Source organism: Pseudomonas sp. LBUM1663 (assembly GCF_059695905.1).
Map to the genome: position 1 here is coordinate 238,727 of NZ_CP166792.1, position 22,078 is coordinate 260,804.

A 22,078-nucleotide genomic window follows, 5' to 3' on the forward strand; every position below is an offset into this window, starting at 1 on the left:
CTTCGCGAGCAAGCCCGCTCCCACATGAGTATGTTCAGTGGGCCTGGCCGTGCCACGGCACCAGTTTGCGCTGCAGGGCGCGCAGGCCCATTTCCATGGCGAAGGCGATCAGTGCGATGACCAGAATCCCCAGCACCACCACATCGGTGACCAGGAATTGCGCGGCCGACTGCACCATAAATCCCAAGCCGCTGGTGGCGGCGATCAGTTCGGCGGCAACCAGCGTCGACCAACCCACGCCCAGCCCGATGCGCACACCGGTCAAAATGTCCGGTAAGGCACTCGGCAGAATCACATGGCGAATCAACTGCGCCCGGGTCGCTCCCAGCGACTGAGCGGCGCGCAACTTGGCCGGGTCAACCGTGCGCACGCCAGTCGCGGTGGCGATGGCGATCGGGGCAAAAATCGCCAGATAGATCAGCAAGACTTTCGACAACTCACCGATGCCGCACCAGATCACGATCAGCGGCAGATAAGCCAGCGGTGGAATCGGCCGGTAGAACTCGATCAACGGATCGAGCACGCCGCGAGCGATGCGGTTGTGGCCGATGGCGATGCCGACGGGCACGGCGGTCAGCACCGCGAAACCAAGGCCCAGACCGATACGGCTGAGGCTGGCGCCCAGGTGCTGCCACAACGTTGAATCCATGTAGCCACTGGTCACCAGCAGCCAGCCTTTTTGCAGGACGGCGGACGGTGGCGGCAGGAACAATGGCTCAATCATCCCCGTGGCGGTGACGGCCCACCAAATGCCAACAAGCGCCACCAGCGTCAGCACGCTGATCCACCGAGTGCTGAGGCTGCGGCGTACCGGGATGACCGTCGAACCTGGTTTCACCGCAACGGCGGGAATTTGATAGCTGCTCATGCGCGCTCCTGCCGCAGGGCGGTGCTGCGTTGGGAGAACACTTTGGCGAGCACGTGTTCGCGGGTTTCGATGAAGCGCGGGTCGGACTTGATCGAGCGCGCCGACTCACCGGCCGCATACCGCTGACCGAAATCCAGGCTCAGGCGCTCTACGATTTGCCCCGGATTCGGCGCCAGCAGAATCAAATCCGTGGCGAGGAACACCGCTTCTTCGATGTCGTGGGTAATCAGGAATACCGGTTTGGCGGTGCGCTGCCAGACTTGCAGCAGCAGCTCCTGCATCTGTTCGCGGGTGAAGGCATCGAGGGCGCCAAAGGGTTCGTCCATCAGCAAAACGCGCGGGTCGGCGGCCAGCGCGCGGGCCAAGCCGACACGCTGTTTCTGGCCGCCCGAGAGCTGCCAGATGCGGCGACTTTCGAAGCCGGAAAGGTCCACCAGTGCGAGCATTTCCCGAGCGCGCAGTTCACGTTTTTCCCGCGCAATGCCGGCCAGCTCCAGGCCGAAACCGACGTTGGCCAACACGTCCTGCCAAGGCAGCAGGGCGTCGTCCTGGAACACCACGCCGCGTTCAGCGCTCGGGCCTTTGACCGGCACGCCGTCAAGGGTGATGCGCCCGGCACTGGGCTCGACGAAACCGGCAATCAGGTTCAACAGCGAAGTCTTGCCACTGCCGGACGGACCGAGGGCAACCAGCAACTGCTGGGGGCCCAGGCTCAGGGAAATATCCGCCAGTACCGGTTCCGGGCTGCCGGGGTACTGTGCGCTGATGCGCTCCAGCTGTAGCAAAGCCATCGCGGTTAACTCCCGATCAGTTGGTGATGTACTTGGCGCTGACGTAAGGGGCGTAGTCCGGCAGCACAGCCTCGACCTTGCCTTGTTCCTTGAGGAAGGCGGCGGTGTCGGTAATGGCCTTGGTGGTCGGCGCGCCGAGGGTGATTACCTGGTCAGCCGCCAGCGGGAAGACGTTGCCTTGCAGCAGCAACGGAATATCGCTGGCCTTGGCGCCGGAGAGTTTCACCAGTTTGTCGACGTTGCTTTGATTGGCCAGCCAGGCTTTCGGGTCTTTGCGGTAATCGGCGTAGGCGTCCAGGGTCACTTTGGCGAACGCAGTGACGATCTCCGGGTGCTTCTCGGCGAAGTCTTTACGCACGATCCAGGCATCGAAGGTCGGCGCGCCGAACTTGGCCAGTTCGCCGGAGGTAATCAGCACTTTGCCGTTTTCCTTGGCGACACCGAGGGCTGGATCCCACACGTAAGTGGCGTCGATGTCACCGCGTTTCCACGCCGCGATGATGGCGGGCGGCGCGAGGTTGAGCACGGTGACTTTCGAAGGGTCGATGTTCCAGTGTTTCAGCGCGGCCAGCAGGCTGTAGTGGCCGGTGGAAACGAACGGCACGGCGATTTTTTTGCCGATCAGGTCCTGCGGGGTCTTGATCCCGGAACCGTCGCGGGCGACCAGAGCTTCAGCAGCACCGATCTGGGTGGCGATGAGGAAGGTTTCTACCGGGACTTTGCGGGTGATCGCCGCCGTGAGGGGGCTGGAACCGAGGTAGCCGATCTGCACGTCGCCGGAAGCGATGGCGGCGATGATGTCGGCGCCGTTGTCGAATTTTCGCCAGTCGATCTTGGCGTTGGTGGCTTTTTCGTAAGCGCCGTCGGCCTGGGCGACTTTCGCCGGGTCAACAGTGGTCTGGTAGGCGACGGTCACGTCAGCCGCCTGGGCAAAGAAGCTCGCCGCAGCCAGAGACGCGGCCGCCAGGAGGCGAAGAGGGAAATTCAGTTTCATTGAGAAGCTCCTTGTCAGGCGACCGAGAGTCGGCGTGAAAGGAGACTAAATGATCTAAGAATACGAAAATAAATAACTTTTTCGAATGAGCTTATGAGCGGAAAAATCTAAGCGAGCATAGTCGCGGATTGCTTTTGTGCCGAGGGAGCTTGCTCCCGCTGGAGGCCGAAGGACTCCCATTTGCGGCTGCTGCGCAGCCGAGCGGGAGCAATCTCCCTCGCCACAATGATTTGCAGTGACTGAGGGAGCATTTGCAGATTAGTTGCTGATCGCCAGAATGCTCGCCTGATACGACCCGACAAACACATCGAAATCGCCGACTTCGTTCTGTTCCAGCTCCACTTGCTCAGCCAGCGACGAACGCGCGCGTTCTTCAAACTTCGCCTGATCTTCGCTATTCAACGGCTTGCTACGGAAAAACTCCGCATGCACCTGGCTCTGACGCAGGGAGAACTGGGCAAAGCTCTCCTTGTTCTCGGCCATCGCCGCCAGCACCTGGGCCGATGGGGTCAGGGACGGGTCCCTGACCTTGGCAAGTTGCACATCCAATGCCTTGCTGTGGGCATCGCCGCCATGGCTTTGATCAAGCAGCGCTGCGAGCGGAGCTATTTTTTCCAACAATTCGCCGGCCCATTCCTTCAGGTCGACCGGTTTACCGTCACGCTGCAATTGCAGGCCCGGACGACGACCTTCCTTCACCACGCTGAGGAAGTTCGAGGTCGCGTTGCCGCATGAAGTATTGGTCAGCAGCGGGCTGTCGTTCAGCGCGCAATACAGCAGGAACGCATCAAGGAAGCGCGACTCTGGCAGGTCAATGCCCATTGGCAGGAACGGGTTGATGTCCAGGCAGCGTACTTCGACGTACTGAATACCGCGAGCCACCAGCGCCTGGATCGGCCGTTCGCCGGTATAGGTCACGCGTTTCGGGCGGATGTTGGAGTAGTACTCGTTTTCGATCTGCAGGATGTTGGTGTTGAGCTGAACCCACTCACCGTCCTGATGCGTGCCGATTTCGACGTAAGGCGGGTACGGCGTGGCGACCGCTTTGCGCAGGCTGTCGGTGTAGCTGGCCAGATCGTTGTAGCAAGGGGTCAAGCCGGCCTGGGCGTTGCTCTGGTAACCCAGGTCGCTCATGCGCAGGCTGGTGGCATACGGCAGGTATAAGGTGTCCGGGTCCAGTTGTTCCAGCTGATGCGAACGACCGCGCAGGAAGCCGCCATCCAGCGCAGGGGAGGCGCCGAACAGGTACATCAGCAGCCAGCTATAGCGACGGAAGTTGCGGATCAGCGCAATGTAGGCCGACGACTGATAGTCGCGGTCGGTGCCGACAAAGCCTTCAGACTCGCGAAGCAGTGGCCAGAGCTTTTCCGGGAGGGAAAAGTTGTAGTGAATCCCGGCGATGCACTGCATGGTTTTGCCGTATCGCAGGGCCAGGCCCTTGCGGTAGACGTACTTGAGCTGACCGATGTTCGACGTGCCGTAATAGGCGATCGGGATGTCTTCCTCGGCCGGCAACGGGCACGGCATCGATGGACTCCACAGAAACTCGTTGCCGAGCTTGCTGTAGGCAAAACGGTGAATCTTGTCCAGGCTCGCCAGCGTATCGGCCGGGTCTGGCAGGGCCGGGGTAATGAACTCCAGCAGCGACTCGGAATAGTCGGTGGTGATTTGTTCATTGGTCAGCGCGGAACCCAATTCTTCCGGGTGCGGCGTTTGCGCCAGGCGACCTTCGCCGGTCACGCGCAGGCATTCACGTTCGATGCCGTGAAGGCACTGTTCGAGCAGAGAGAGGTTAGCGCGCTCGCCAAGCAGAGCCAGGCGGCGATTGAGAAGTTCGCTCAAGTTGGATTCCTTCACGCGTCAGTCGCCCCAATATGGGGGTGGGCAAGACGGTCTACAAGGGTGAAGTTGAAACTGGCGTTTTCGCCTGGTTTTTGAGCAGCTCAGACTAATGTCAGTCAGCCAAGTCGCCACAATCCCTGTGGGAGCGAGCTGTGGCGAGGGGGCTTGCCCCCGTTTGAGTGCGTAGCGCTCACAAGATCCTGGAAATTCAGAGATTTTGGTGCTGCTTCGCAGCCCAACGGGGGCAAGCGCCCTCGCCACAGGCTCCCACAGGTTTTCTTAGAGCCGAAATTACCTCAAATGAGTGACATCTAGCTACAGGACAGCGAACGTGCCTTGTGCTTTTGCGACGAGTTTGTCGCCTTGCATCACGTCAGCTTCAACCACCAGCGTGCGGCGGCCCGGGTGAATCACCCGCGCCGTGCACATCACTTCACCGTCGGAAACGGCGCGAATGTAGTTGATCTTGCACTCGATGGTCGCGCTCTGCTGGTCAAAGCCGTGGGTGCTGGAACAGGCCAGCCCCATGGCAATGTCCACCAGACTGAACAAGGCCCCGCCGTGCAGCTTGCCGCCGCGATTGCGCAACTCTGGCTCAAGCGCGATGGCAACTTGCGCCACCCCGGTTTCCAGGCTGTGCAAGCGACAGCCCAGAAGCTTGAAAAACGCGCTTTCGGTCAGGCCGGCGGGAATCTCCATCAACGTTTCTTCAACTGCTTGGCGTTGGCGAACAGCGAAGCCATGGCGTTGTTGGCCGGAGCTGCCGCCGTGGTTTCTTTACGCGGTGCGTTGTTCTGGGACTGGCGTGGAGCCGACCCCGGACGTGCACCACGGGCACCGTCGATTTTCTCGCCCGGGGTGTCGCTCATGCGCATCGACAGACCCACGCGTTTACGCGGGATATCGACTTCCATGACCTTCACTTTCACCACGTCACCGGCCTTCACTGCTTCACGCGGATCTTTGATGAACTTCTCCGAAAGCGCAGAGATGTGCACCAAACCGTCCTGATGCACGCCTATATCGACGAAAGCGCCGAAGTTGGTCACGTTGGTCACCACGCCTTCGAGGATCATCCCCAACTGCAAGTCCTTGAGGTCTTCGACACCTTCCTGGAACTCGGCGGTCTTGAACTCGGGACGCGGGTCACGGCCCGGTTTTTCCAGCTCTTGCAGGATGTCGGTGACCGTCGGCAGGCCGAAGGTTTCGTCGGTGTACTTCTTCGGATCGAGACGCTTGAGGAAGCTCGCATCGCCAATCAACGAGCGAATATCGCGGTCGGTCTCAGCAGCAATGCGCTGCACCAGCGGATAGGCTTCCGGGTGAACCGCCGACGAATCCAGCGGGTTGTCACCGTTCATGACACGCAGGAAACCGGCCGCCTGTTCGAAGGTTTTCTCGCCCAGACGAGCGACTTTCTTCAGCGCTGCGCGGGTTTTGAACGCGCCGTGCTCGTCGCGGTGGCTGACGATGTTTTGCGCCAGGGTCGCGTTGAGGCCGGAGATGCGGGCCAGCAGCGCCACGGAGGCGGTGTTCACGTCCACGCCCACGGCGTTCACGCAGTCCTCGACCACGGCATCCAGGCCACGCGCCAGTTTCAGCTGCGACACGTCGTGCTGGTACTGGCCGACGCCGATGGATTTCGGATCGATCTTCACCAGTTCGGCCAGCGGATCCTGCAAGCGGCGGGCAATCGACACGGCGCCACGGATCGACACGTCGAGGTCCGGGAATTCCTTGGAAGCCAGTTCCGACGCCGAGTAAACCGATGCGCCGGCCTCGGAGACCATGACCTTGGTCATCTTCATCGCTGGGTATTTTTTGATCAGCTCAGCGGCGAGCTTGTCGGTTTCACGGCTGGCGGTGCCGTTGCCGATGGCGATCAGGTCCACTGCATGCTTGGCGCACAGGGCCGCCAGAATCGCGAGGGTCTGGTCCCACTTGTTGTGCGGGACGTGCGGGTAAACCGTGGCGTGATCCAGCAGCTTACCGGTGGAATCGACCACGGCGACTTTGCAACCGGTGCGCAGGCCCGGGTCGAGGCCCAGGGTGGCACGCGGGCCGGCCGGGGCCGACAGCAGCAAGTCGTGCAGGTTATGGGCGAACACGTTGATCGCTTCAGTTTCCGCGCCATCGCGCAGTTCGCCGAGCAAATCGGTTTCGAGATGGGTGTAGAGCTTGACCTTCCAGGTCCAGCGCACCACTTCGCCCAGCCATTTGTCGGCGGCGCGGTTCTGGTTCTGGATACCGAATTGCTGACCGATCATGCCTTCGCACGGGTGCATGGTGCCCGGCAGCTCGTCGCCGACTTTCAGCGCCGAACTCAGGATGCCTTCGTTGCGGCCACGGAAAATCGCCAGTGCGCGGTGCGACGGCATGCTTTTCAGCGGTTCGTCGTGTTCGAAGTAATCGCGGAACTTGGCGCCTTCCTCTTCCTTGCCGGCAATCACGCGGGCACTGAGGGTCGCTTCCTGCTTGAGATAGCTGCGCAGCTTCTCCAGCAGGCCGGCGTCTTCGGCGAAGCGTTCCATCAGGATGTATTTGGCGCCTTCGAGGGCTGCCTTCACATCGGCCACGCCTTTTTCGGCGTCGACGAAGCGTGCGGCTTCGGCGTCCGGTGTCAGGCTTGGATCGTTGAACAGGCCGTCGGCCAGCTCGCCGAGGCCGGCTTCCAGGGCGATCTGGCCCTTGGTGCGGCGCTTCTGCTTGTACGGCAAGTACAAGTCTTCGAGGCGGGTCTTGGTGTCGGCGAGTTTGATGTCGCGTTCGAGTTGCGGGGTCAGCTTGCCTTGCTCTTGAATGCTGGCAAGGATGCTGATGCGCCGTTCGTCGAGTTCTCGCAGGTAGCGCAGACGCTCTTCCAGATGACGCAACTGGATGTCATCGAGGCTGCCGGTCACTTCTTTCCGGTAACGGGCGATGAAGGGAACGGTAGAGCCTTCATCGAGTAGCGCGACGGCCGCTTCGACCTGTTGTGGGCGTACACCGAGTTCCTCGGCGATGCGGCTGTTGATGCTGTCCATAAAACCACCTGACAAATTGTGAAAGCAGGCTCGCAGGCGCAGGGATAAAGGCTCGGCGAGTCTGGTTGAGCGGCCTGGCGTGCGCCGCTACCTGGATCAACAGGTATCCCGTTGACCCGTGAAATCGAACAATGACTGCCGGCACCATGAAAATAAAAAGCGGCCACTTGCAGCCATGATCAGACGTTGCCTGACACAAAAGGCCGCGCATTATAACCAGCGTTCTATCATTCAGGGGCATCGCAGGCATTAGCGCGAAGGCTGGATTTCTGGCAGTGAAGGAAAAATCTGCTAACAATGCACACGGTGCGTATAACGGCAGCTACGCCATAATGCGCGCCGAGATCAAAGGAGCATCTAATGAGCAGCACTGCAAACAATGCTGAAGGCGAAAAAATTCTTATTGTTGACGACGATCCAGGGCTGAGCAGCCTGCTGGAACGTTTTTTCGTCAGCAAGGGCTACCGCGCCCGCGCCGTGCCGAACACCGAACAAATGGATCGCCTGCTGGCGCGTGAAGTGTTCAACCTGGTCGTCCTCGACCTGATGCTGCCCGGCGAAGACGGTCTGACCGCCTGCCGCCGGCTGCGCACGGCGAACAATCAGATCCCGATCATCATGCTGACCGCCAAAGGCGATGAGCTGAGCCGCATCAAGGGCCTGGAACTGGGCGCCGACGATTACCTGGCCAAGCCCTTCAACCCGGATGAGCTGATGGCCCGTGTCAAAGCGGTCCTGCGCCGTCAGTCGACACCTGTGCCGGGCGCACCGGGCAGCGAAGACGAAAGCGTGACCTTCGGTGATTACGAGCTGTCCCTGGCCACCCGCGAACTCAAGCGCGGTGACGAAGTGCACATGCTGACCACCGGTGAATTCGCGGTGCTCAAGGCCTTGGTCATGAACGCTCGTCAGCCACTGACTCGCGACAAGCTGATGAACCTGGCCCGGGGCCGCGAATGGGATGCCCTGGAGCGTTCCATCGACGTGCAGATTTCCCGTCTGCGCCGGATGATCGAGCCTGATCCATCCAAACCGCGTTACATCCAGACGGTCTGGGGCGTGGGCTACGTGTTCGTACCGGATGGCGCCGCCACCAAGTGATCGGCGATTTGTAGGAGCGGGTCTTGCGGACGATTGTCCGCAGACTCGCGATCCGCAATATGCGAGCATCGCTCGCTCCTGCAAGTGTGTAGCGGTTATTCATGAAAACCCCCGTTTGGTTCCCCCAGAGTTTCTTCTCCCGCACCCTGTGGCTGGTGCTGATCGTCGTCCTGTTTTCCAAGGCACTGACCCTGGTTTATCTGTTGATGAACGAAGACGTGCTGGTGGACCGCCAATACAGTCACGGCGTCGCCTTGACGCTGCGCGCTTATTGGGCCGCTGATGAAAAGAACCGAGAGAAAATCGCTGATGCCGCCACCCTGATCCGGGTCGTGGGCGCGGGTGTGCCGGAAGGCGAGCAACATTGGCCTTACAGCGAGATCTATCAGCGGCAGATGCAGGCTGAGTTGGGTGCCGACACCGAAGTGCGATTACGCATGCACTCACCGCCGGCCCTGTGGGTTCGGGCACCTAGCCTGGGTGATGGCTGGCTGAAAGTGCCGCTGTATCCGCATCCGTTGCGCGGCCAGAAAATCTGGAACGTACTCGGCTGGTTCCTTGCTATCGGCTTGCTGTCCACCGCCTCGGCGTGGATCTTCGTCAGCCAGCTCAATCAACCGTTGAAACGTCTGGTGTATGCCGCACGGCAACTCGGCCAGGGGCGCAGTGTGCGCCTGCCGATCAGTGACACGCCGAGCGAGATGACCGAGGTGTATCGCGCCTTCAACCAGATGGCTGAAGACGTTGAGCAGGCCGGTCGCGAGCGCGAGCTGATGCTGGCGGGGGTGTCACACGACCTGCGTACACCGTTGACTCGTTTGCGCTTGTCCCTGGAATTGATGGGCGACCACAACGACCTCACCGACGCGATGGTGCGCGACATCGAAGACATGGACGCAATCCTCGACCAGTTCCTGGCATTTATCCGCGATGGTCGTGACGAGTCTGTCGAAGAAGTGGACCTGAGTGACCTGGTTCGTGAAGTCGCTGCTCCCTATAACCAGAACGAAGAAAAAGTGCGTCTGCGCCTGGAACCGATCCAGGCGTTTCCCCTGCGTCGGGTGTCGATGAAGCGGTTGCTGAACAATTTGATCGGCAACGCTTTGCACCATGCTGGCAGCGGGGTTGAGGTGGCAGCTTATGTCTCCGGTGATACCAGCGCCCCGTATGTGGTGCTGAGCGTCATGGACCGTGGGGCGGGGATTGATCCGTCGGAGCTGGAGGCGATCTTCAATCCGTTCACTCGAGGTGATCGTGCCCGGGGCGGGAAGGGGACAGGACTTGGACTGGCCATCGTGAAGCGGATTGCTTCGATGCATGGCGGGAATGTCGAGTTGCGCAATCGGTCGGGTGGCGGGCTTGAAGCGCGGGTGCGGTTGCCGCTTGGGTTGATGCTGCCGCGGGATGCGGTGTAAAGACTGATAACTCCGTTGCAGCGGAGGGCCTCATCGCGAGCAGGCTCGCTCCCACATTGGAATGCATTTCCCTTGTGGGAGCGAGCCTGCTCGCGATGGCGGCATCACTGCCGCCGCAAAGAATAGGATCAGCCCTTGCCTTTAGTGCGCGTCATATTCGGCCCGCCATTCTTCTCAAGATGCTCAATGATGATCCCCGCCACGTTCTTCCCGGTGGTGGTCTCGATCCCTTCCAGCCCCGGCGACGAGTTCACTTCCATCACCAGCGGCCCGTGATTGGAGCGCAGGATATCCACGCCCGCGACCGCCAAACCCATGACCTTCGCTGCGCGCAACGCCGTCATGCGTTCTTCCGGGGTGATCTTGATCAGGCTGGCACTGCCACCGCGATGCAGGTTGGAGCGGAACTCCCCCGGCTTGGCCTGGCGCTTCATCGCCGCGATCACCTTGTCGCCCACCACGAAGCAGCGAATGTCCGCGCCCCCGGCTTCCTTGATGTATTCCTGAACCATGATGTTCTGCTTCAGGCCCATGAAGGCCTCAATCACCGACTCTGCCGCCGTCGCGGTTTCACACAACACCACACCGATGCCTTGCGTACCTTCCAGCACCTTGATCACCAGCGGTGCGCCGTTGACCATGTCGATCAGGTCGGGAATATCATCCGGTGAGTGCGCAAACCCGGTCACCGGCAAACCGATGCCGCGGCGCGAGAGCAATTGCAACGACCGCAGTTTGTCCCGCGAACGGGCAATGGCCACCGATTCATTGAGTGGGAAAACCCCCATCATTTCGAACTGGCGCAACACCGCGCAGCCATAAAACGTCACAGACGCACCGATCCGCGGGATCACCGCGTCGAAACCCTCCAGCGGCTTGCCGCGGTAGTGGATCTGCGGCTTGTGGCTGGCGATGTTCATATAGGCGCGCAGGGTGTCGATCACCACCATTTCATGGCCACGCTCGGTACCGGCTTCGACCAGACGACGAGTGGAATACAGACGCGGGTTCCGCGACAGCACAGCGATCTTCATGCAACACCTGTGGAAGAGGTAGATACCGGGAACACCGGCTTGTCTTGTACATATTTAATGCCCGGATTGACCACCAGTTGGCCGTCGATCAGGGCTTTGGAGCCAAGCAGCAGGCGATAACGCATGGACTTGCGGCAGGCGAGGGTGAATTCGACCCGCCATACCCGATCACCCAGGGCCAGTGTGGTGCTGACCACGTAACGCATCTGCGCGTGACCGTTGGAGCTCTTGATGGTTTTGCGCGTCACCAGTGGCGCCTCGCAGCGTCGATGACGCAATTGCACCACCGTGCCCAGGTGCGCGGTGAAGCGCACCCAGCTTTCTCCGTCGCGCTCGAACGGCTCGATGTCGGTGGCATGCAGGCTTGAGGTGCTGGCGCCGGTGTCGATTTTTGCGCGCAGGCCCGCAACTCCCAGATCCGGGAGCGCCACCCACTCGCGCAGACCGATAACGGTCAAATGGTCAAATGTCTTCAATAGGAAAAAAACCGGCGATTAACGCGTCCAGGCCTCAGGTGTTACCTGGGCCAACGCTTTGAATGCAGGCTTGGCGAACCAGTAACCCTGCATCAGAAATATTCCACAGTCCGCCAGGAAATCCCGTTCTCCGGCGCTTTCGATGCCTTCGGCGATGACTGTAACGTTCAACTCCGCACACATTGTGACAACTGCTCGAACGATAGCCTGACGAACACGGTCGCGATCGACATCGCGGATCAGTGCCATGTCGAGTTTGATCAGGTCCGGTTGGAAATCAGCCAGCAGATTGAGCCCCGAGTAGCCCGCGCCGAAATCGTCGATGGCGGTCTTGAAGCCGAATTCGCGGTATTCACGCAGAATATTAGTCAAATGGCGATAGTTATCTACGTGCTGGCTTTCCAGCGTTTCGAAAATCAGACGGTTGATGGGGAAGTTGTGTTTTTTCGCGGCCTCCAGAGTGGTGCGGATGCACAGCTCCGGGCGGTACACGGCGTTGGGCATGAAGTTGATGGACAAGTGTGTCTGCATGTTTAGATTGGCCGCCCCTTCAATGGCGCGGGTCCGGCAGAGCTGGTCGAAACGGTAGCGATTCTTCTCGTTGACCTGGTCGAGCACCGACAGTGCGCCTTCCCCGGCAATGCCGCGTACCAACGCTTCATGAGCGAAAATCGACCGGTCGCGCAGATCGACGATCGGTTGGAAGGCAAAAGAAAAATCGAAGCCCAGCGGCTCACTTTGCTGACAGCCCTGGCAGCCGCCCTGCGGCGAGGTCAATGAAGACGGAAATATTGTCACTCGATCACTCCATGCCGGAACGCCGGCCAAGATCACAGTCTATCTGGAGGGCCCGGTTCTTGCGCCCGACAGAAACGGTAGTACAGTTCCGACTATGGGCTGAAAGAGGAATTCAAGTGGCACAAAAAAACGAAGAGGACGACAAGGTCCGTCTCGATAAGTGGTTGTGGGCCGCGCGTTTTTATAAAACACGTGCCTTGGCCAAGGCAGCGATTGAAAGTGGCAAGGTGCATTGCCGGGGTGAGCGCTGCAAACCGGGCAAGGAACCGAGGGTGGGCGACGAGTTCCAGATTCGTGTGGGGTTCGAGGAACGCACGGTGGTAGTTCAGGCGCTTTCGATTGTGCGCCGTGGCGCGCCAGAGGCTCAGACATTGTATGCGGAAACCGATGCCAGCATTGTCAAGCGCGAAGCGGCCGCGGCCATGCGCAAGGCCGGCGCGTTGGGCGTGAGCACCGACGGCAAGCCGAGCAAGAAACAGCGGCGGGATTTGTTCAAGTTTCGTGGGAGCAGTAACGACGAGTGAGGTAGATGCTTCTGTGTCGTCTGGGCTGACGTCTTCGCGGGCAAGCCACACGCTCCCACAGGTATAGCGCAGACCTTTGTGGGAGTGAGCCTGCTCGAGATCGAGTGCGCAGCACTCGCCGGCAGCACCACAAAATCAGTCGCTAAGCACCACACTCATCCGCGAAACTCCCCACATCGAATGGACGCAGACTTGCAATCGCCCAGATGCGTAGCCATATCGGGTTGCTGGCCAGCGGCGCATTCAGCAGATGAAACAGCCACTCGTCGAAAATCACACGCAGCATCTGACCCGTAGGCCATAACCAGAAGGTCAGCAGTGCCAGAGGCACGAAATTGCACAGAGCCAGCCGGCGCAGGTTCCACCTTGTTTGGAACAAGCCCGGATTGTTCATAAAATGCCTCCCGTGGCTGAACATCGCGCACCAAAATGGTGCCGCAAAGGCGCAATTTCACGACCTGTAACCATTTTGTCATTACTTCAGAACCCAGACCTATGACCGATCTAACGGATACCGACTACACCCAACGCTTCATCTTCGATGACAGCGACACCCGCGGCGAGCTGGTTTCGTTGGAACGGAGTTACGCCGAAGTCCTCGCCAAACATCCGTATCCTGAGCCGGTCGCGCAACTGCTCGGCGAGCTGATGGCGGCTGCGTCGTTGCTGGTCGGCACCTTGAAGTTCGATGGCTTGCTGATTCTTCAGGCCCGTTCCGAAGGTCCGATTCCGCTGCTGATGATCGAGTGCTCAAGCGAGCGTGAAATCCGTGGCCTGGCCCGTTACGAAGCCGACCGGATTGCCCCCGACGCGACACTCGCCGACCTGATGCCCAACGGCGTTCTGGCACTGACCATCGACCCGACTCAAGGTCAGCGTTACCAAGGCATTGTTGATCTGGATGGTGAAACTCTGTCGGAGTGCTTCACTAATTACTTCGTCATGTCGCAACAGGTTGGCACCCGTTTCTGGCTGTACGCCGATGGCCGTCGTGCCCGTGGCCTGTTGCTGCAGCAACTGCCTGCCGACCGCTTGAAAGACGAAGAAGAACGCGCCGCCAGCTGGCAGCACATCACTGCGCTGGGTAACACCCTGACTGCCGACGAATTGCTGAGCCTGGACAACGAAACCGTGCTGCATCGTCTCTACCATGAAGAACAGGTGCGCCTGTTCGATGTGCAGAGACTGCGTTTCCGTTGCAGTTGCTCGCGAGAACGTTCGGGCAATGCTCTGGTCAGTTTGGGTATGGAAGACGCGCAGGCGCTGGTCATCGAGCACGGCGGCAACATCGAGATTGATTGCCAATTCTGTAACCAGCGCTACCTGTTTGATGCGGCCGATATCACCCAACTGTTCGCCGGTGCGGGTGTCGATACGCCGTCAGATACCCGTCACTAAAACGGTTCAGCGCAGGTAAATTCACTGCTTAGCGCCGGAATAACGCCGTTACGACGGGAGGGCCCTACTATTTTTGGGCGTTTCTGGCATAATCCGGCCCACTTTTTGTCGCGGTAGTAGTGCACGACTTTCTACTACAAAACGTTTGGAGCACACTCGGCCACTGGCCGACGGGGAATCTCATGACGCAAGCCAATAACGCCGTGTACACCGATCTGAGTGTTGATGATCTGGTAAAAGAAGCTCTGAGTCGCGGTGAAGGCGAGCTTGCCGACACTGGCGCGCTGGTTGTTCGCACCGGTCACCGTACCGGCCGTTCGCCAGTCGACCGTTTCATCGTTGAAGAGCCGTCCACTCAGGCCGCCATTGCCTGGGGCCCGATCAACCGCAAGTTCCCGGCCGACAAGTTCGACGCCCTGTGGGACCGCGTCGAGGCCTTCAACAACGCGCAAGAACATTTCGTTTCCCACGTTCACGTAGGTGCGTCGGAAGATCACTACCTGCCCGTGAAAATGACCACGCAGACTGCCTGGCAGAACCTGTTCGGTCGTTGCCTGTTCATCAATCCGGCCCAGTACAACCCGGCTGGTCGTGATGAGTGGCAGGTGCTCAACGTCGCCAACTTCGAATGCGTTCCAGAGCGCGACGGCACTAACTCCGACGGTTGCGTGATCCTCAACTTCGCACAGAAGAAAGTGCTGATCGCCGGCATGCGTTACGCCGGTGAAATGAAGAAAGCCATGTTCTCGGTGCAGAACTTCCTGCTGCCGGCCGCCGATGTGCTGCCAATGCACTGCGCCGCCAACATCGGTGAAGCGGGCGACGTAACCTTGTTCTTCGGTCTGTCCGGCACCGGTAAAACCACCCTGTCCGCCGACGAAAGCCGTTACCTGATCGGTGACGATGAACACGGTTGGGGCGAAGGCGTTGTCTTCAACATCGAAGGCGGCTGCTACGCCAAGTGCATCGACTTGTCCGAGAAGAACGAGCCGGTCATCTGGAAAGCCATCAAGCACGGCGCAGTCCTGGAAAACGTCGTTATCGATGACGCCAAGCACGCCGACTACGCCGACGTCAGCCTGACCCAGAACAGCCGCGCGGCCTATCCGCTGGAGCACGTTGCCAAGCGTTCCGAGAAGAACCTCGGTGGCGAGCCAAACGCTGTGATCTTCCTGACCTGCGACCTGACCGGCGTACTGCCGCCAGTCTCGATTCTCAGCGAAGAACAAGCGGCCTACCACTTCCTGTCCGGCTACACCGCACTGGTGGGCTCGACCGAAATGGGTTCCGGCAGCGGCATCAAGTCGACTTTCTCCACCTGCTTCGGCGCACCGTTCTTCCCGCGTCCGGCCGGCGAATACGCAGAACTGCTGATCAAACGCATCCGCGGCTTCGGCTCCAAGGTCTACCTGGTCAACACCGGCTGGACCGGCGGCGGCTACGGCGTTGGCAAACGCTTCAACATCCCGACCACCCGTGGCGTGATTGCAGCGATCCAGAGCGGCGCGTTGATCGGTGCTGAAACCGAGCACCTCGACACCATCAACCTGGACGTGCCGTTGGCAGTGCCGGGCGTTGAGACTGGCCTGTTGAACCCACGTAATACCTGGGCTGACAAGGCTGCTTACGATGAAGCGGCTAAGGCACTGGCTGGGTTGTTTGTTGAGAACTTCAAGAAGTTTGAGGTTAGTGACGCGATCAAGGCTGCGGGTCCTAAGCTGTAAGGCTTGGATTTAGCGAATGAAAAAGCCGCCCTTTGAGGGCGGCTTTTTTGTGGGCGTTCGGTTCAGGTTTTCAGGTGTAAAACGAACGCTCCGACCAACACCAAAACCACGCCCAGCACCTGTAATTTCGCCAGCCTCTCCTTGAAGAATACGTATCCCAGAATAGCCGCAATGCCTCCGGATAGTGTGCTGATAACTGTCACCACGGAAACCGATCCTGCCACCGCGCCCCAAGCGAATGATGAGAATCCGCCAAGGTTCATGAGACTGGCACCGGTCAGCGTCATGCAGTTCTTCAGTGGTGGAATTTTCAGACCATCCTTTACCCTCAACACGATGACCACCAGCACGATCAGCCCGATCAGATACGCGAGCCAAAGCATCGTCACCGGACCCAGCACCGGAAGCACGAAGCGACCTTGCAGCCAGAAACTGGTGCCATAAAAAACAGCCGCCAACAGTGCATAGGCAATCGAACTGCTGGCCTGGGTGGTGTGTGGAAGTTTCGAGTCCGAGTGGATGCTGGAAAGGACAACCCCGATCACGCACAGCGCGATGCACAGCAGTTGGATCAGACTGATCTGTTCACCGCCCGCCCAGGACAGCAGCGTGGTGACCACGCCGTAAGAGGTCACCAACGGTGCGACGATAGAGGCTTTGCCGAGGGCGAACGCCTTGGACAAGGCCAGCGCTCCAGACACGGTCAACACAGCGGCGAGAATGCCGATCAGCCAGGCATCGAGCGATGCCGACATGGATTTGAGAATGAAGGCAGGAAAGGCGATCAGTAACAAGGTCATGATGCTGAAGCCCAGTGCCTGACCGAAATACACCGCGCGTTTGACGCCGACTGCGCGGGCGTTCAAACCCACCAGAAAATCCGTGCCGCCCCAAAGCAAGGCGGCGAGCAAACCCATCAATACGTCCACGCTATGTCCTTATAGGTGTGCGCTGCGGACGTTAGAGGCTTTCCAGCGTCTGAGTGTCCCAGCGTTGGGCCTTGATGGCCGGGTAGAGCATTTGGATGGTCAGCGACAGTCTGGCGGCGCGTCCCTTGGCTCGGTGTTTTAGAAACACATCGTAGCCTTGCGGGTGGAAGTCGCGATAGGCGTCTTGTTCGATGACAAAGGGCGAATGGTTACGCATCGCCTCCTCACCGCTATTTACCAGGCAGGCGAAACGCCGGAGCCATTTTGTCCTGTTCACGCTTAGATAGTCCCGCCGCGCTGGCCACTTTTGGCCACTGGCTCACCACTTCTTGGAAACGCTCAATAATCTCTTGCGCATCATCACGGCTGACTCGGAAGATCTCGGCGACTTCGCGAGCGAGTTCGAGATCTAACGCATTGTCGGCTTCGGTAATGTTGAGCTTCAACCCATCGGCATGTGCGACCGGATTCATGTCGTAGGCATCTGACAAACGCCATCCACGCCCAGGATCAAGAAGAAAACCATGGTTACGCATGTGGTCGTCGGTGTTGGAAACCAGGATGTTGAATACGATCCGCGACCACAACTCGCGGAGATCTTCGTCGGGTTCTGAGCCGTGCTGCACGAGTACTTCAGCCAACTCAAGGTAGCTGGCGCCTACCGACGCATCATCACCGTCCACGCGGTCGGTCATGGTCATGGCTGAGGCGAAATGCAGTCGCCCACTCGTTGCGGTGCGGTCGAAGCGTTTGACCATGAAGCAGTGATGGTCGCTCGCATAACGTTGCGCCATCCCCCTGGCCACTCGCAGACCACATTGTTCCGCCAGGGCATTCACCACGAATTCCCAGCCGCCGACGTCATAGTCGTCGCGCGTGCTCGGGAACTTGGCGATCCACAGATGACCGTTCTTGTCAGCAACGCTGGCCTTGGGTCTGGCGCCACCCAGTGAGCCACCGGGGGCGATCAACATTCTCAACCACTCACGCCCATCGAGCGAGGTGTTGTCCGGATCGTTTTCCAGCGCGCGACTTGCCTGTTCCAGTTCACGTAACTTGATAAAGGGCGGCGCTGCCAACCCATCTCGATCGTCCAGAAAACTACCTTCGTCATTCAATTTGTAGCGAATAGCACCCACTCGATAGAGGTCATGAACACCTAGCAGGTAATCCGACTCGTATAGTTTTGTGCCTTTCGGGATGAGTCCGTCGCGGATGTCTCGCTCCAGTCGGCGCTTCATCAGCAATTGACCCCAGCGATCGGGGCTTGAGTCAGCAAAAACGCCAAAGCGGGTCTGGTGCTGCCCTGGGAATTGTCGTCCTTCGAAGAGCCCGATGCGGGGATCCAGCGTCGTGAAGTTCAACTCGGGATCGGCCAAAGCAGCAGGGTCGTATTCAAACTCGAACACGTTGGTGGAGCGAGCCTTTCGGGCATGGAGAAATCCAAGACGCCTTGGTCCGTTCAGGGTTTCCCAATCGGCATACACCGCGATCAGAGTCATTTTTCAATCCGTCTCAGGCTTGGTTTTTTTCGTGGTAAACAACTTGGAAAACGAATGGGTGTTCAACGGGAAATCAACCTCAATGTCCGAATCGGAAATGGGGCTTTCCGATGCTTCCTCCGTCCTGTCGCGAATCGGTGACGACGTTTTCGTTGCCGTCATGTTGCGTACTCGTTGACGTTTACTGGCTGCTGCGTTCGCTTGTGGAGTTAAACGCGCGTCTTGCAGCTGGCGTCCCAACTCATCCGTTGCTGCGAGCTTGCTCAAGTCTTTCTCCAAGCCCAGCACCTGCATCACGGACAGGTAGGCGCCCATCGTCACGCCTGAACCGCCTGACTCCAGAGAGCGAAGCGTTGTCAGCGACATGCCCGCCCTTTCGGCGACTTGCTTTGCGGTCAGCCTGCGACGCAGTCGAGCGAGTTTCAGGCGTTCGCCAAACTCCGCGAGCAGTCTGGATGCGGATGGCATGAGAGGCGCTGTTTTCTTAGCCATGTGCCATTATTCCTTCACTTTTAGGCGTTAACTGCCAGAATAATAGCACTTATGTGATGATTTGCAGGGCATTGCTTACTCTGTTTTCGGGACAGCCGCCATCGGCGGGGTGAAATACAGTTTTTGTAACTGTCATTATTCGATCTGAATCCGCAATAAACTGCCAGAATAATGGCACTTATGAGCTCGGCTAGAGACCTTCCAGAGTGTGCGTTTCCCAGCGCTGTACTTTGACCGCGTGGTAAAGCATGCCAATGGTCAGCGGGACTTTGTCACCGCGACCTTTTGCCCTTCGCTTTAGATGCACATCAAATCCTTCCGGCTGAAAGTAGCGATAGGCGTCGTAGTCCACGAGGTCGATCCCGAACTGTTCTTCCAACGCTTCCATCAAATGCCGTGCATCAGCGCCCTTGCAGCCAAGGTCGAAGTTGATCGAGGTGGTGAGGCTGATGGTTTTGCGTTCTGGCAGGCCGAGTTCCTCGTGCAGCAGCTGCATAAGCAAGTGCATGGTGTGGTCGTCGGGGAAGTTGGGGGCGAGGTGCATGATTGCGTCCAGTGGGAGGAAAGGATGGCGCTGATGTGCTCAGCGCCTCCTTTCAATAACGAGCAGTTGCGTCGATCTATCCGGGCCCTTGCTGGCCTCAAACTTAGGGGCGTCTGCGGTTGATCTAGTCACGGCCATTGTCGTCTCGCATGCAGTACCCGCATTACCACTACCGCGTGTGGCAGGACTGTATAGACCATGAAGTAATTGGGTGTGGCGACTATCTCATGAGTGCCAAAAATTCTGCCTTTTCTATAAAGCTTTGGATGCTGGCAAGCTTGCTCTGATTTGGACTCAAAGACTTCGTCTAAAGCAATGGCCGCGTAAGGGTTATCTTCGCTAATGTAATTCAGGATGTCGTCCCGGTCAGTCAGCGCCGTGGGGCGCCAAATCACCCGCATTAGCGCGCCCGTTGACGTATGGCATCACGTTTTGCCGCAAAGATTCGGCGCGCCTCTTCGTCGCTCACACTTGGCCGGGGATCATCGATGCTGGCTTGAACCTGCTTCCTGAACCATTCGTCGTAAGCCGCTGCATCGTGAACTTGCTTCAGTGCCTCGGAACGGTCAGGGCGAGAATAGGTTTTTAATTGTAGTGGGTCGTAACCAGAGGTATCGACATCGAAATGGCAGATGCCTATTCCTTGCAAATAGATCACTAGGGTTTCGAGACGCTTAAATAAGCGAATTTGCTGGCTGCGTTGCGCTGCCAGGGAATGCGTTTGTGATCCATGTTGAACTTGAACTGCCCACCCACCTTGCTTGGCTGAAATGTGAGTGGCGTTAACAGCGCCGCTTTCAACCAGTTTGACGAGCGCGGTGTGATCGATCGTTTCGGTAGTCATAAGAAGGAGCCCATGGCTGATCAGTGGCCCACATGCTACGCAATCAATAATAGTTTGCAATCTTCAATCTCCATTGAGGGTGTAGGAATTAGTATCCTTTTTTCATGGGCAGCCAGCTCACAGTGAGGCTGGCATGCCCTTGAAACACAACTTCTTAGGTAGGCGCTTTCCAGCCCATCATGCGTTGTTGGGCAACTTGCAGCAGGTCGCAGCCGTCTTGGGTCAGCAAGTAGACTGCGTGGGTGATGTGCGGGATGTCTTCGACATCGCCGTGCTTAAAGCATTGGCAATGCAGGGTCTGGAGGAGGTCGCTGGAGGCTCGGATGCGCTGGAGGGCGGCTTCGAGGATGTCCTGGGGGTTGGCCTCTGTGTCGATGATCAGGGGCGGGGAATCGGTGAGAGTTGTTTTGAGTGGGCGGTAGCGATCAAAAAGAGGATTTAACGTTGTCACTGAGTTACACCTTTATTAGTTAGAAATGTGTGCTCTCTTTGTCGAGTGACCAAGCCCGAGCCGCTGAACCTTCAGCGACACCCGGAACTATAGATGTGAGCCAACGGGTAGCGATAGACGACAAGGAGTCGTTGTTTGTAGGAACGGGATGAGGTTTCTATGAGGTCATTCCTACGAATCTGCCCGCGTATTCAACGAATGTGCTTATAAGCCCCCACATCCTGCAGGCCAGTGGTCAACCCAGTCACCGGCGCGTAGATCGTGCCTTTCACTGCCGAGAACTTGACCCCGTTGCTGCCCAGCGAAACGTAGCGCTCGCCCTGGTCCAGTTCGGTGAAGAAGGTGTACGAGCACTTTTCCATCGCTTTGTATTTCGCGGTGGCGCTGGCCATGGCGTTGTGGTGGTTTTGCAGGTCGGTCGGGGTCAGGTTGCTGGTTTTGTTCAGCGGCACACCCCAGCGTTTCAAGCACACTTCGGCAAAGTGGCGGACGATCAGGCCGGGTTCGGCCAGCGCTTTAGGGCCGCTGACACCATCGGCGGCGGCGTTGCCGACCAGCGTGCCGTGGCGGCCAGGCATCGGGTAGATGTGGGTGCGGGTGCCGGTGGCTGTTTGCGGGATGACGCAGCTGAAACCTTTGGAGCGTTCGTCTCGGGCGTAGAAGCCAACGTATTCTTTTACGTTGGCATTCAGTTTGACTTTTTCTTCTTGGAAGTTACCGATGCCCGGTACCGGGTCAATGGCAAAGATGTTCACTGGAATGTTCTTTAGTGCGCTGTCCTTGAACATGGCATTGGCCAGCATATGGCAACTAATGCCGCCGCGGCTCCAACCGACCAAGTTGACTTTAGTGGGGGTGATGCCGTCCTTGCGGAATGTTTTGATGATTTGTTCCTGCAACTTCTGTTGGGTCACGCTGCGGTCGCCGTAGTTGTACTTGCGCCACATCCAGGAACCTTCGACGATCACATCTTCAATGGGAATACCGGCAGCCTTGAGACGGTTGTATTCAGCCTCGGTCAGTTTTTCACGCTCCCAGTCGCACTTGCCTTTGATGATGTTGATGGCGTGTTTGACGTTCTCTTCCCAGCCCTTGCCGAACAGCGTGCCGCTCAGGCCGTAGTCCCCGGATTTGGTGAACAGTTCGTCGGCTTGCAGGTTACTGGTGCCGGGGCCATCGATCACGATCCATTCGGCAAATTCGCGGCCACCGTGATGGGAAGCCAATGTCGAAACCAGTTCGCCGTTCCAGTAAGTTGGGTTCTGGTTGTCGAATTTGGTCGAGCCGGTGCCGCAGAAGAAAATAGTTAATGTAGTCATTGTCGTGCT

General features: G+C 58.6%; 22 protein-coding genes and 2 pseudogenes. 5 read left to right on the top strand and 19 right to left on the bottom strand.

Going from position 1 to position 22,078, the window contains the following annotated elements:
- Nucleotides 1-34: 34 nt before the first annotated feature.
- The 6 genes from tauC to ACA075_RS01110 form a co-directional block, all read right to left on the bottom strand.
- Nucleotides 35-868, bottom strand: coding sequence for a taurine ABC transporter permease TauC (gene tauC / locus ACA075_RS01085; protein WP_497296943.1), 834 nt, complete (start codon nt 866-868; stop codon nt 35-37).
- Nucleotides 865-1,659: a taurine ABC transporter ATP-binding subunit gene (gene tauB, locus ACA075_RS01090; RefSeq protein WP_497296944.1), complete on the bottom strand. Its 795-nt coding sequence runs from the start codon at nt 1,657-1,659 to the stop codon at nt 865-867. Before tauB ends, tauC begins: the two co-directional genes overlap by 4 nt.
- Before the next feature lie 16 nt (nt 1,660-1,675).
- Nucleotides 1,676-2,653, bottom strand: a complete 978-nt coding sequence (tauA, locus tag ACA075_RS01095) for a taurine ABC transporter substrate-binding protein (RefSeq protein ID WP_219093226.1) — start codon at nt 2,651-2,653, stop codon at nt 1,676-1,678.
- A 258-nt stretch (nt 2,654-2,911) separates the two neighbouring features.
- Nucleotides 2,912-4,495 carry a glutamate--cysteine ligase gene (gshA, locus tag ACA075_RS01100; RefSeq protein ID WP_497296945.1) on the bottom strand — a complete coding sequence of 528 codons (1,584 nt, stop codon included), beginning with the start codon at nt 4,493-4,495 and terminating at the stop codon, nt 2,912-2,914.
- Between the two features lie 315 nt (nt 4,496-4,810).
- On the bottom strand, nt 4,811-5,194 hold the full coding sequence (locus ACA075_RS01105; RefSeq protein ID WP_497296946.1) for a PaaI family thioesterase: 384 nt from the start codon (nt 5,192-5,194) through the stop codon (nt 4,811-4,813).
- Entirely contained in the window at nt 5,194-7,518 is a 2,325-nt protein-coding gene (locus ACA075_RS01110; RefSeq protein ID WP_497296947.1) for a Tex family protein, read from the bottom strand. Before ACA075_RS01110 ends, ACA075_RS01105 begins: the two co-directional genes overlap by 1 nt.
- Before the next feature lie 360 nt (nt 7,519-7,878).
- Between ACA075_RS01110 and ompR the strand changes: the two genes are divergently transcribed.
- Both ompR and ACA075_RS01120 read left to right on the top strand, forming a co-directional pair.
- Entirely contained in the window at nt 7,879-8,619 is a 741-nt protein-coding gene (gene ompR, locus ACA075_RS01115) for an osmolarity response regulator transcription factor OmpR (protein ID WP_010464774.1), read from the top strand.
- Nucleotides 8,620-8,720: 101 nt separating this feature from the next.
- Nucleotides 8,721-10,034 carry an ATP-binding protein gene (locus ACA075_RS01120; RefSeq protein WP_219093232.1) on the top strand — a complete coding sequence of 438 codons (1,314 nt, stop codon included), beginning with the start codon at nt 8,721-8,723 and terminating at the stop codon, nt 10,032-10,034.
- Nucleotides 10,035-10,162: 128 nt separating this feature from the next.
- On the opposite strand, the gene rimK is transcribed toward ACA075_RS01120, so the two are convergent.
- The 3 genes from rimK to rimA are packed head-to-tail and all read right to left on the bottom strand — an operon-like array spanning nt 10,163 to nt 12,342.
- Nucleotides 10,163-11,068 (bottom strand): 30S ribosomal protein S6--L-glutamate ligase, encoded by a 906-nt coding sequence (rimK, locus tag ACA075_RS01125; protein WP_007949201.1) that lies wholly within the window; start codon nt 11,066-11,068, stop codon nt 10,163-10,165.
- The gene (gene rimB / locus ACA075_RS01130) at nt 11,065-11,544 is read right to left on the bottom strand and encodes a retropepsin-like aspartic endopeptidase RimB (RefSeq protein ID WP_010464766.1); all 480 of its coding nucleotides are present in this window, start codon (nt 11,542-11,544) and stop codon (nt 11,065-11,067) included. Before rimB ends, rimK begins: the two co-directional genes overlap by 4 nt.
- Nucleotides 11,545-11,562: 18 nt before the next feature.
- On the bottom strand, nt 11,563-12,342 hold the full coding sequence (gene rimA / locus ACA075_RS01135; protein ID WP_497296948.1) for a S6 modification regulatory phosphodiesterase RimA: 780 nt from the start codon (nt 12,340-12,342) through the stop codon (nt 11,563-11,565).
- Between the two features lie 116 nt (nt 12,343-12,458).
- Here rimA and ACA075_RS01140 point away from each other — a divergent pair, with 116 nt between their 5' ends.
- On the top strand, nt 12,459-12,866 hold the full coding sequence (locus tag ACA075_RS01140; protein ID WP_497296949.1) for an RNA-binding S4 domain-containing protein: 408 nt from the start codon (nt 12,459-12,461) through the stop codon (nt 12,864-12,866).
- A gap of 175 nt (nt 12,867-13,041) precedes the next feature.
- Here the strand turns inward: ACA075_RS01140 and ACA075_RS01145 are convergent.
- A pseudogene (locus ACA075_RS01145) lies at nt 13,042-13,260 on the bottom strand (phosphatase PAP2 family protein); the annotation flags it as partial.
- A 101-nt stretch (nt 13,261-13,361) separates the two neighbouring features.
- Between ACA075_RS01145 and hslO the strand changes: the two are divergent.
- Together hslO and ACA075_RS01155 are read left to right on the top strand one after the other, a co-directional pair.
- Nucleotides 13,362-14,264: an Hsp33 family molecular chaperone HslO gene (hslO, locus tag ACA075_RS01150; protein WP_497296950.1), complete on the top strand. Its 903-nt coding sequence runs from the start codon at nt 13,362-13,364 to the stop codon at nt 14,262-14,264.
- Between the two features lie 182 nt (nt 14,265-14,446).
- The gene (locus ACA075_RS01155; RefSeq protein WP_497296951.1) at nt 14,447-15,988 is read left to right on the top strand and encodes a phosphoenolpyruvate carboxykinase; all 1,542 of its coding nucleotides are present in this window, start codon (nt 14,447-14,449) and stop codon (nt 15,986-15,988) included.
- A gap of 62 nt (nt 15,989-16,050) precedes the next feature.
- Here the strand turns inward: ACA075_RS01155 and ACA075_RS01160 are convergent, their stop codons facing one another.
- The 9 genes and pseudogenes from ACA075_RS01160 to ACA075_RS01200 all read right to left on the bottom strand — a co-directional run bounded on the left by ACA075_RS01160 (nt 16,051) and on the right by ACA075_RS01200 (nt 22,069).
- Nucleotides 16,051-16,905 carry a DMT family transporter gene (locus ACA075_RS01160; RefSeq protein WP_497296952.1) on the bottom strand — a complete coding sequence of 285 codons (855 nt, stop codon included), beginning with the start codon at nt 16,903-16,905 and terminating at the stop codon, nt 16,051-16,053.
- A 43-nt stretch (nt 16,906-16,948) separates the two neighbouring features.
- Nucleotides 16,949-17,110 (bottom strand): annotated as a pseudogene (locus ACA075_RS01165) (DUF1493 family protein); the annotation flags it as partial.
- A 37-nt stretch (nt 17,111-17,147) separates the two neighbouring features.
- The gene (locus ACA075_RS01170) at nt 17,148-18,419 is read right to left on the bottom strand and encodes a type II toxin-antitoxin system HipA family toxin (RefSeq protein WP_497296953.1); all 1,272 of its coding nucleotides are present in this window, start codon (nt 18,417-18,419) and stop codon (nt 17,148-17,150) included.
- A gap of 3 nt (nt 18,420-18,422) precedes the next feature.
- Nucleotides 18,423-18,911, bottom strand: coding sequence for a helix-turn-helix domain-containing protein (locus tag ACA075_RS01175; protein WP_497296954.1), 489 nt, complete (start codon nt 18,909-18,911; stop codon nt 18,423-18,425).
- 190 nt (nt 18,912-19,101) lie between these two features.
- Nucleotides 19,102-19,455, bottom strand: coding sequence for a DUF1493 family protein (locus ACA075_RS01180; RefSeq protein WP_497296956.1), 354 nt, complete (start codon nt 19,453-19,455; stop codon nt 19,102-19,104).
- A 128-nt stretch (nt 19,456-19,583) separates the two neighbouring features.
- Complete coding sequence (locus ACA075_RS01185) at nt 19,584-19,856, bottom strand: type II toxin-antitoxin system RelE/ParE family toxin (RefSeq protein ID WP_497296957.1); 273 nt, start codon at nt 19,854-19,856, stop codon at nt 19,584-19,586.
- The gene (locus tag ACA075_RS01190; RefSeq protein WP_497296958.1) at nt 19,856-20,299 is read right to left on the bottom strand and encodes an antitoxin PaaA2 family protein; all 444 of its coding nucleotides are present in this window, start codon (nt 20,297-20,299) and stop codon (nt 19,856-19,858) included. Before ACA075_RS01190 ends, ACA075_RS01185 begins: the two co-directional genes overlap by 1 nt.
- Nucleotides 20,300-20,453: 154 nt before the next feature.
- Nucleotides 20,454-20,750: a hypothetical protein gene (locus tag ACA075_RS01195; protein WP_497296959.1), complete on the bottom strand. Its 297-nt coding sequence runs from the start codon at nt 20,748-20,750 to the stop codon at nt 20,454-20,456.
- Between the two features lie 191 nt (nt 20,751-20,941).
- Complete coding sequence (locus ACA075_RS01200) at nt 20,942-22,069, bottom strand: hypothetical protein (protein WP_497296960.1); 1,128 nt, start codon at nt 22,067-22,069, stop codon at nt 20,942-20,944.
- Nucleotides 22,070-22,078 lie beyond the last annotated feature (9 nt).

What these genes read in the sequence shown, in the direction of transcription:
- tauC (WP_497296943.1), bottom strand. Translation starts at nt 868, where the DNA reads ATGAGCAGCTATCAAATTCCCGCCGTTGCGGTGAAACCAGGTTCGACG.
- tauB (WP_497296944.1), bottom strand. Translation starts at nt 1,659, where the DNA reads ATGGCTTTGCTACAGCTGGAGCGCATCAGCGCACAGTACCCCGGCAGC.
- tauA (WP_219093226.1), bottom strand. Translation starts at nt 2,653, where the DNA reads ATGAAACTGAATTTCCCTCTTCGCCTCCTGGCGGCCGCGTCTCTGGCT.
- ACA075_RS01105 (WP_497296946.1), bottom strand. Translation starts at nt 5,194, where the DNA reads ATGGAGATTCCCGCCGGCCTGACCGAAAGCGCGTTTTTCAAGCTTCTG.
- ACA075_RS01110 (WP_497296947.1), bottom strand. Translation starts at nt 7,518, where the DNA reads ATGGACAGCATCAACAGCCGCATCGCCGAGGAACTCGGTGTACGCCCA.
- ompR (WP_010464774.1), top strand. Translation starts at nt 7,879, where the DNA reads ATGAGCAGCACTGCAAACAATGCTGAAGGCGAAAAAATTCTTATTGTT.
- ACA075_RS01120 (WP_219093232.1), top strand. Translation starts at nt 8,721, where the DNA reads ATGAAAACCCCCGTTTGGTTCCCCCAGAGTTTCTTCTCCCGCACCCTG.
- rimK (WP_007949201.1), bottom strand. Translation starts at nt 11,068, where the DNA reads ATGAAGATCGCTGTGCTGTCGCGGAACCCGCGTCTGTATTCCACTCGT.
- hslO (WP_497296950.1), top strand. Translation starts at nt 13,362, where the DNA reads ATGACCGATCTAACGGATACCGACTACACCCAACGCTTCATCTTCGAT.
- ACA075_RS01155 (WP_497296951.1), top strand. Translation starts at nt 14,447, where the DNA reads ATGACGCAAGCCAATAACGCCGTGTACACCGATCTGAGTGTTGATGAT.
- ACA075_RS01160 (WP_497296952.1), bottom strand. Translation starts at nt 16,905, where the DNA reads ATGGGTTTGCTCGCCGCCTTGCTTTGGGGCGGCACGGATTTTCTGGTG.
- ACA075_RS01170 (WP_497296953.1), bottom strand. Translation starts at nt 18,419, where the DNA reads ATGACTCTGATCGCGGTGTATGCCGATTGGGAAACCCTGAACGGACCA.
- ACA075_RS01175 (WP_497296954.1), bottom strand. Translation starts at nt 18,911, where the DNA reads ATGGCTAAGAAAACAGCGCCTCTCATGCCATCCGCATCCAGACTGCTC.
- ACA075_RS01180 (WP_497296956.1), bottom strand. Translation starts at nt 19,455, where the DNA reads ATGCACCTCGCCCCCAACTTCCCCGACGACCACACCATGCACTTGCTT.
- ACA075_RS01185 (WP_497296957.1), bottom strand. Translation starts at nt 19,856, where the DNA reads ATGCGGGTGATTTGGCGCCCCACGGCGCTGACTGACCGGGACGACATC.
- ACA075_RS01190 (WP_497296958.1), bottom strand. Translation starts at nt 20,299, where the DNA reads ATGACTACCGAAACGATCGATCACACCGCGCTCGTCAAACTGGTTGAA.
- ACA075_RS01200 (WP_497296960.1), bottom strand. Translation starts at nt 22,069, where the DNA reads ATGACTACATTAACTATTTTCTTCTGCGGCACCGGCTCGACCAAATTC.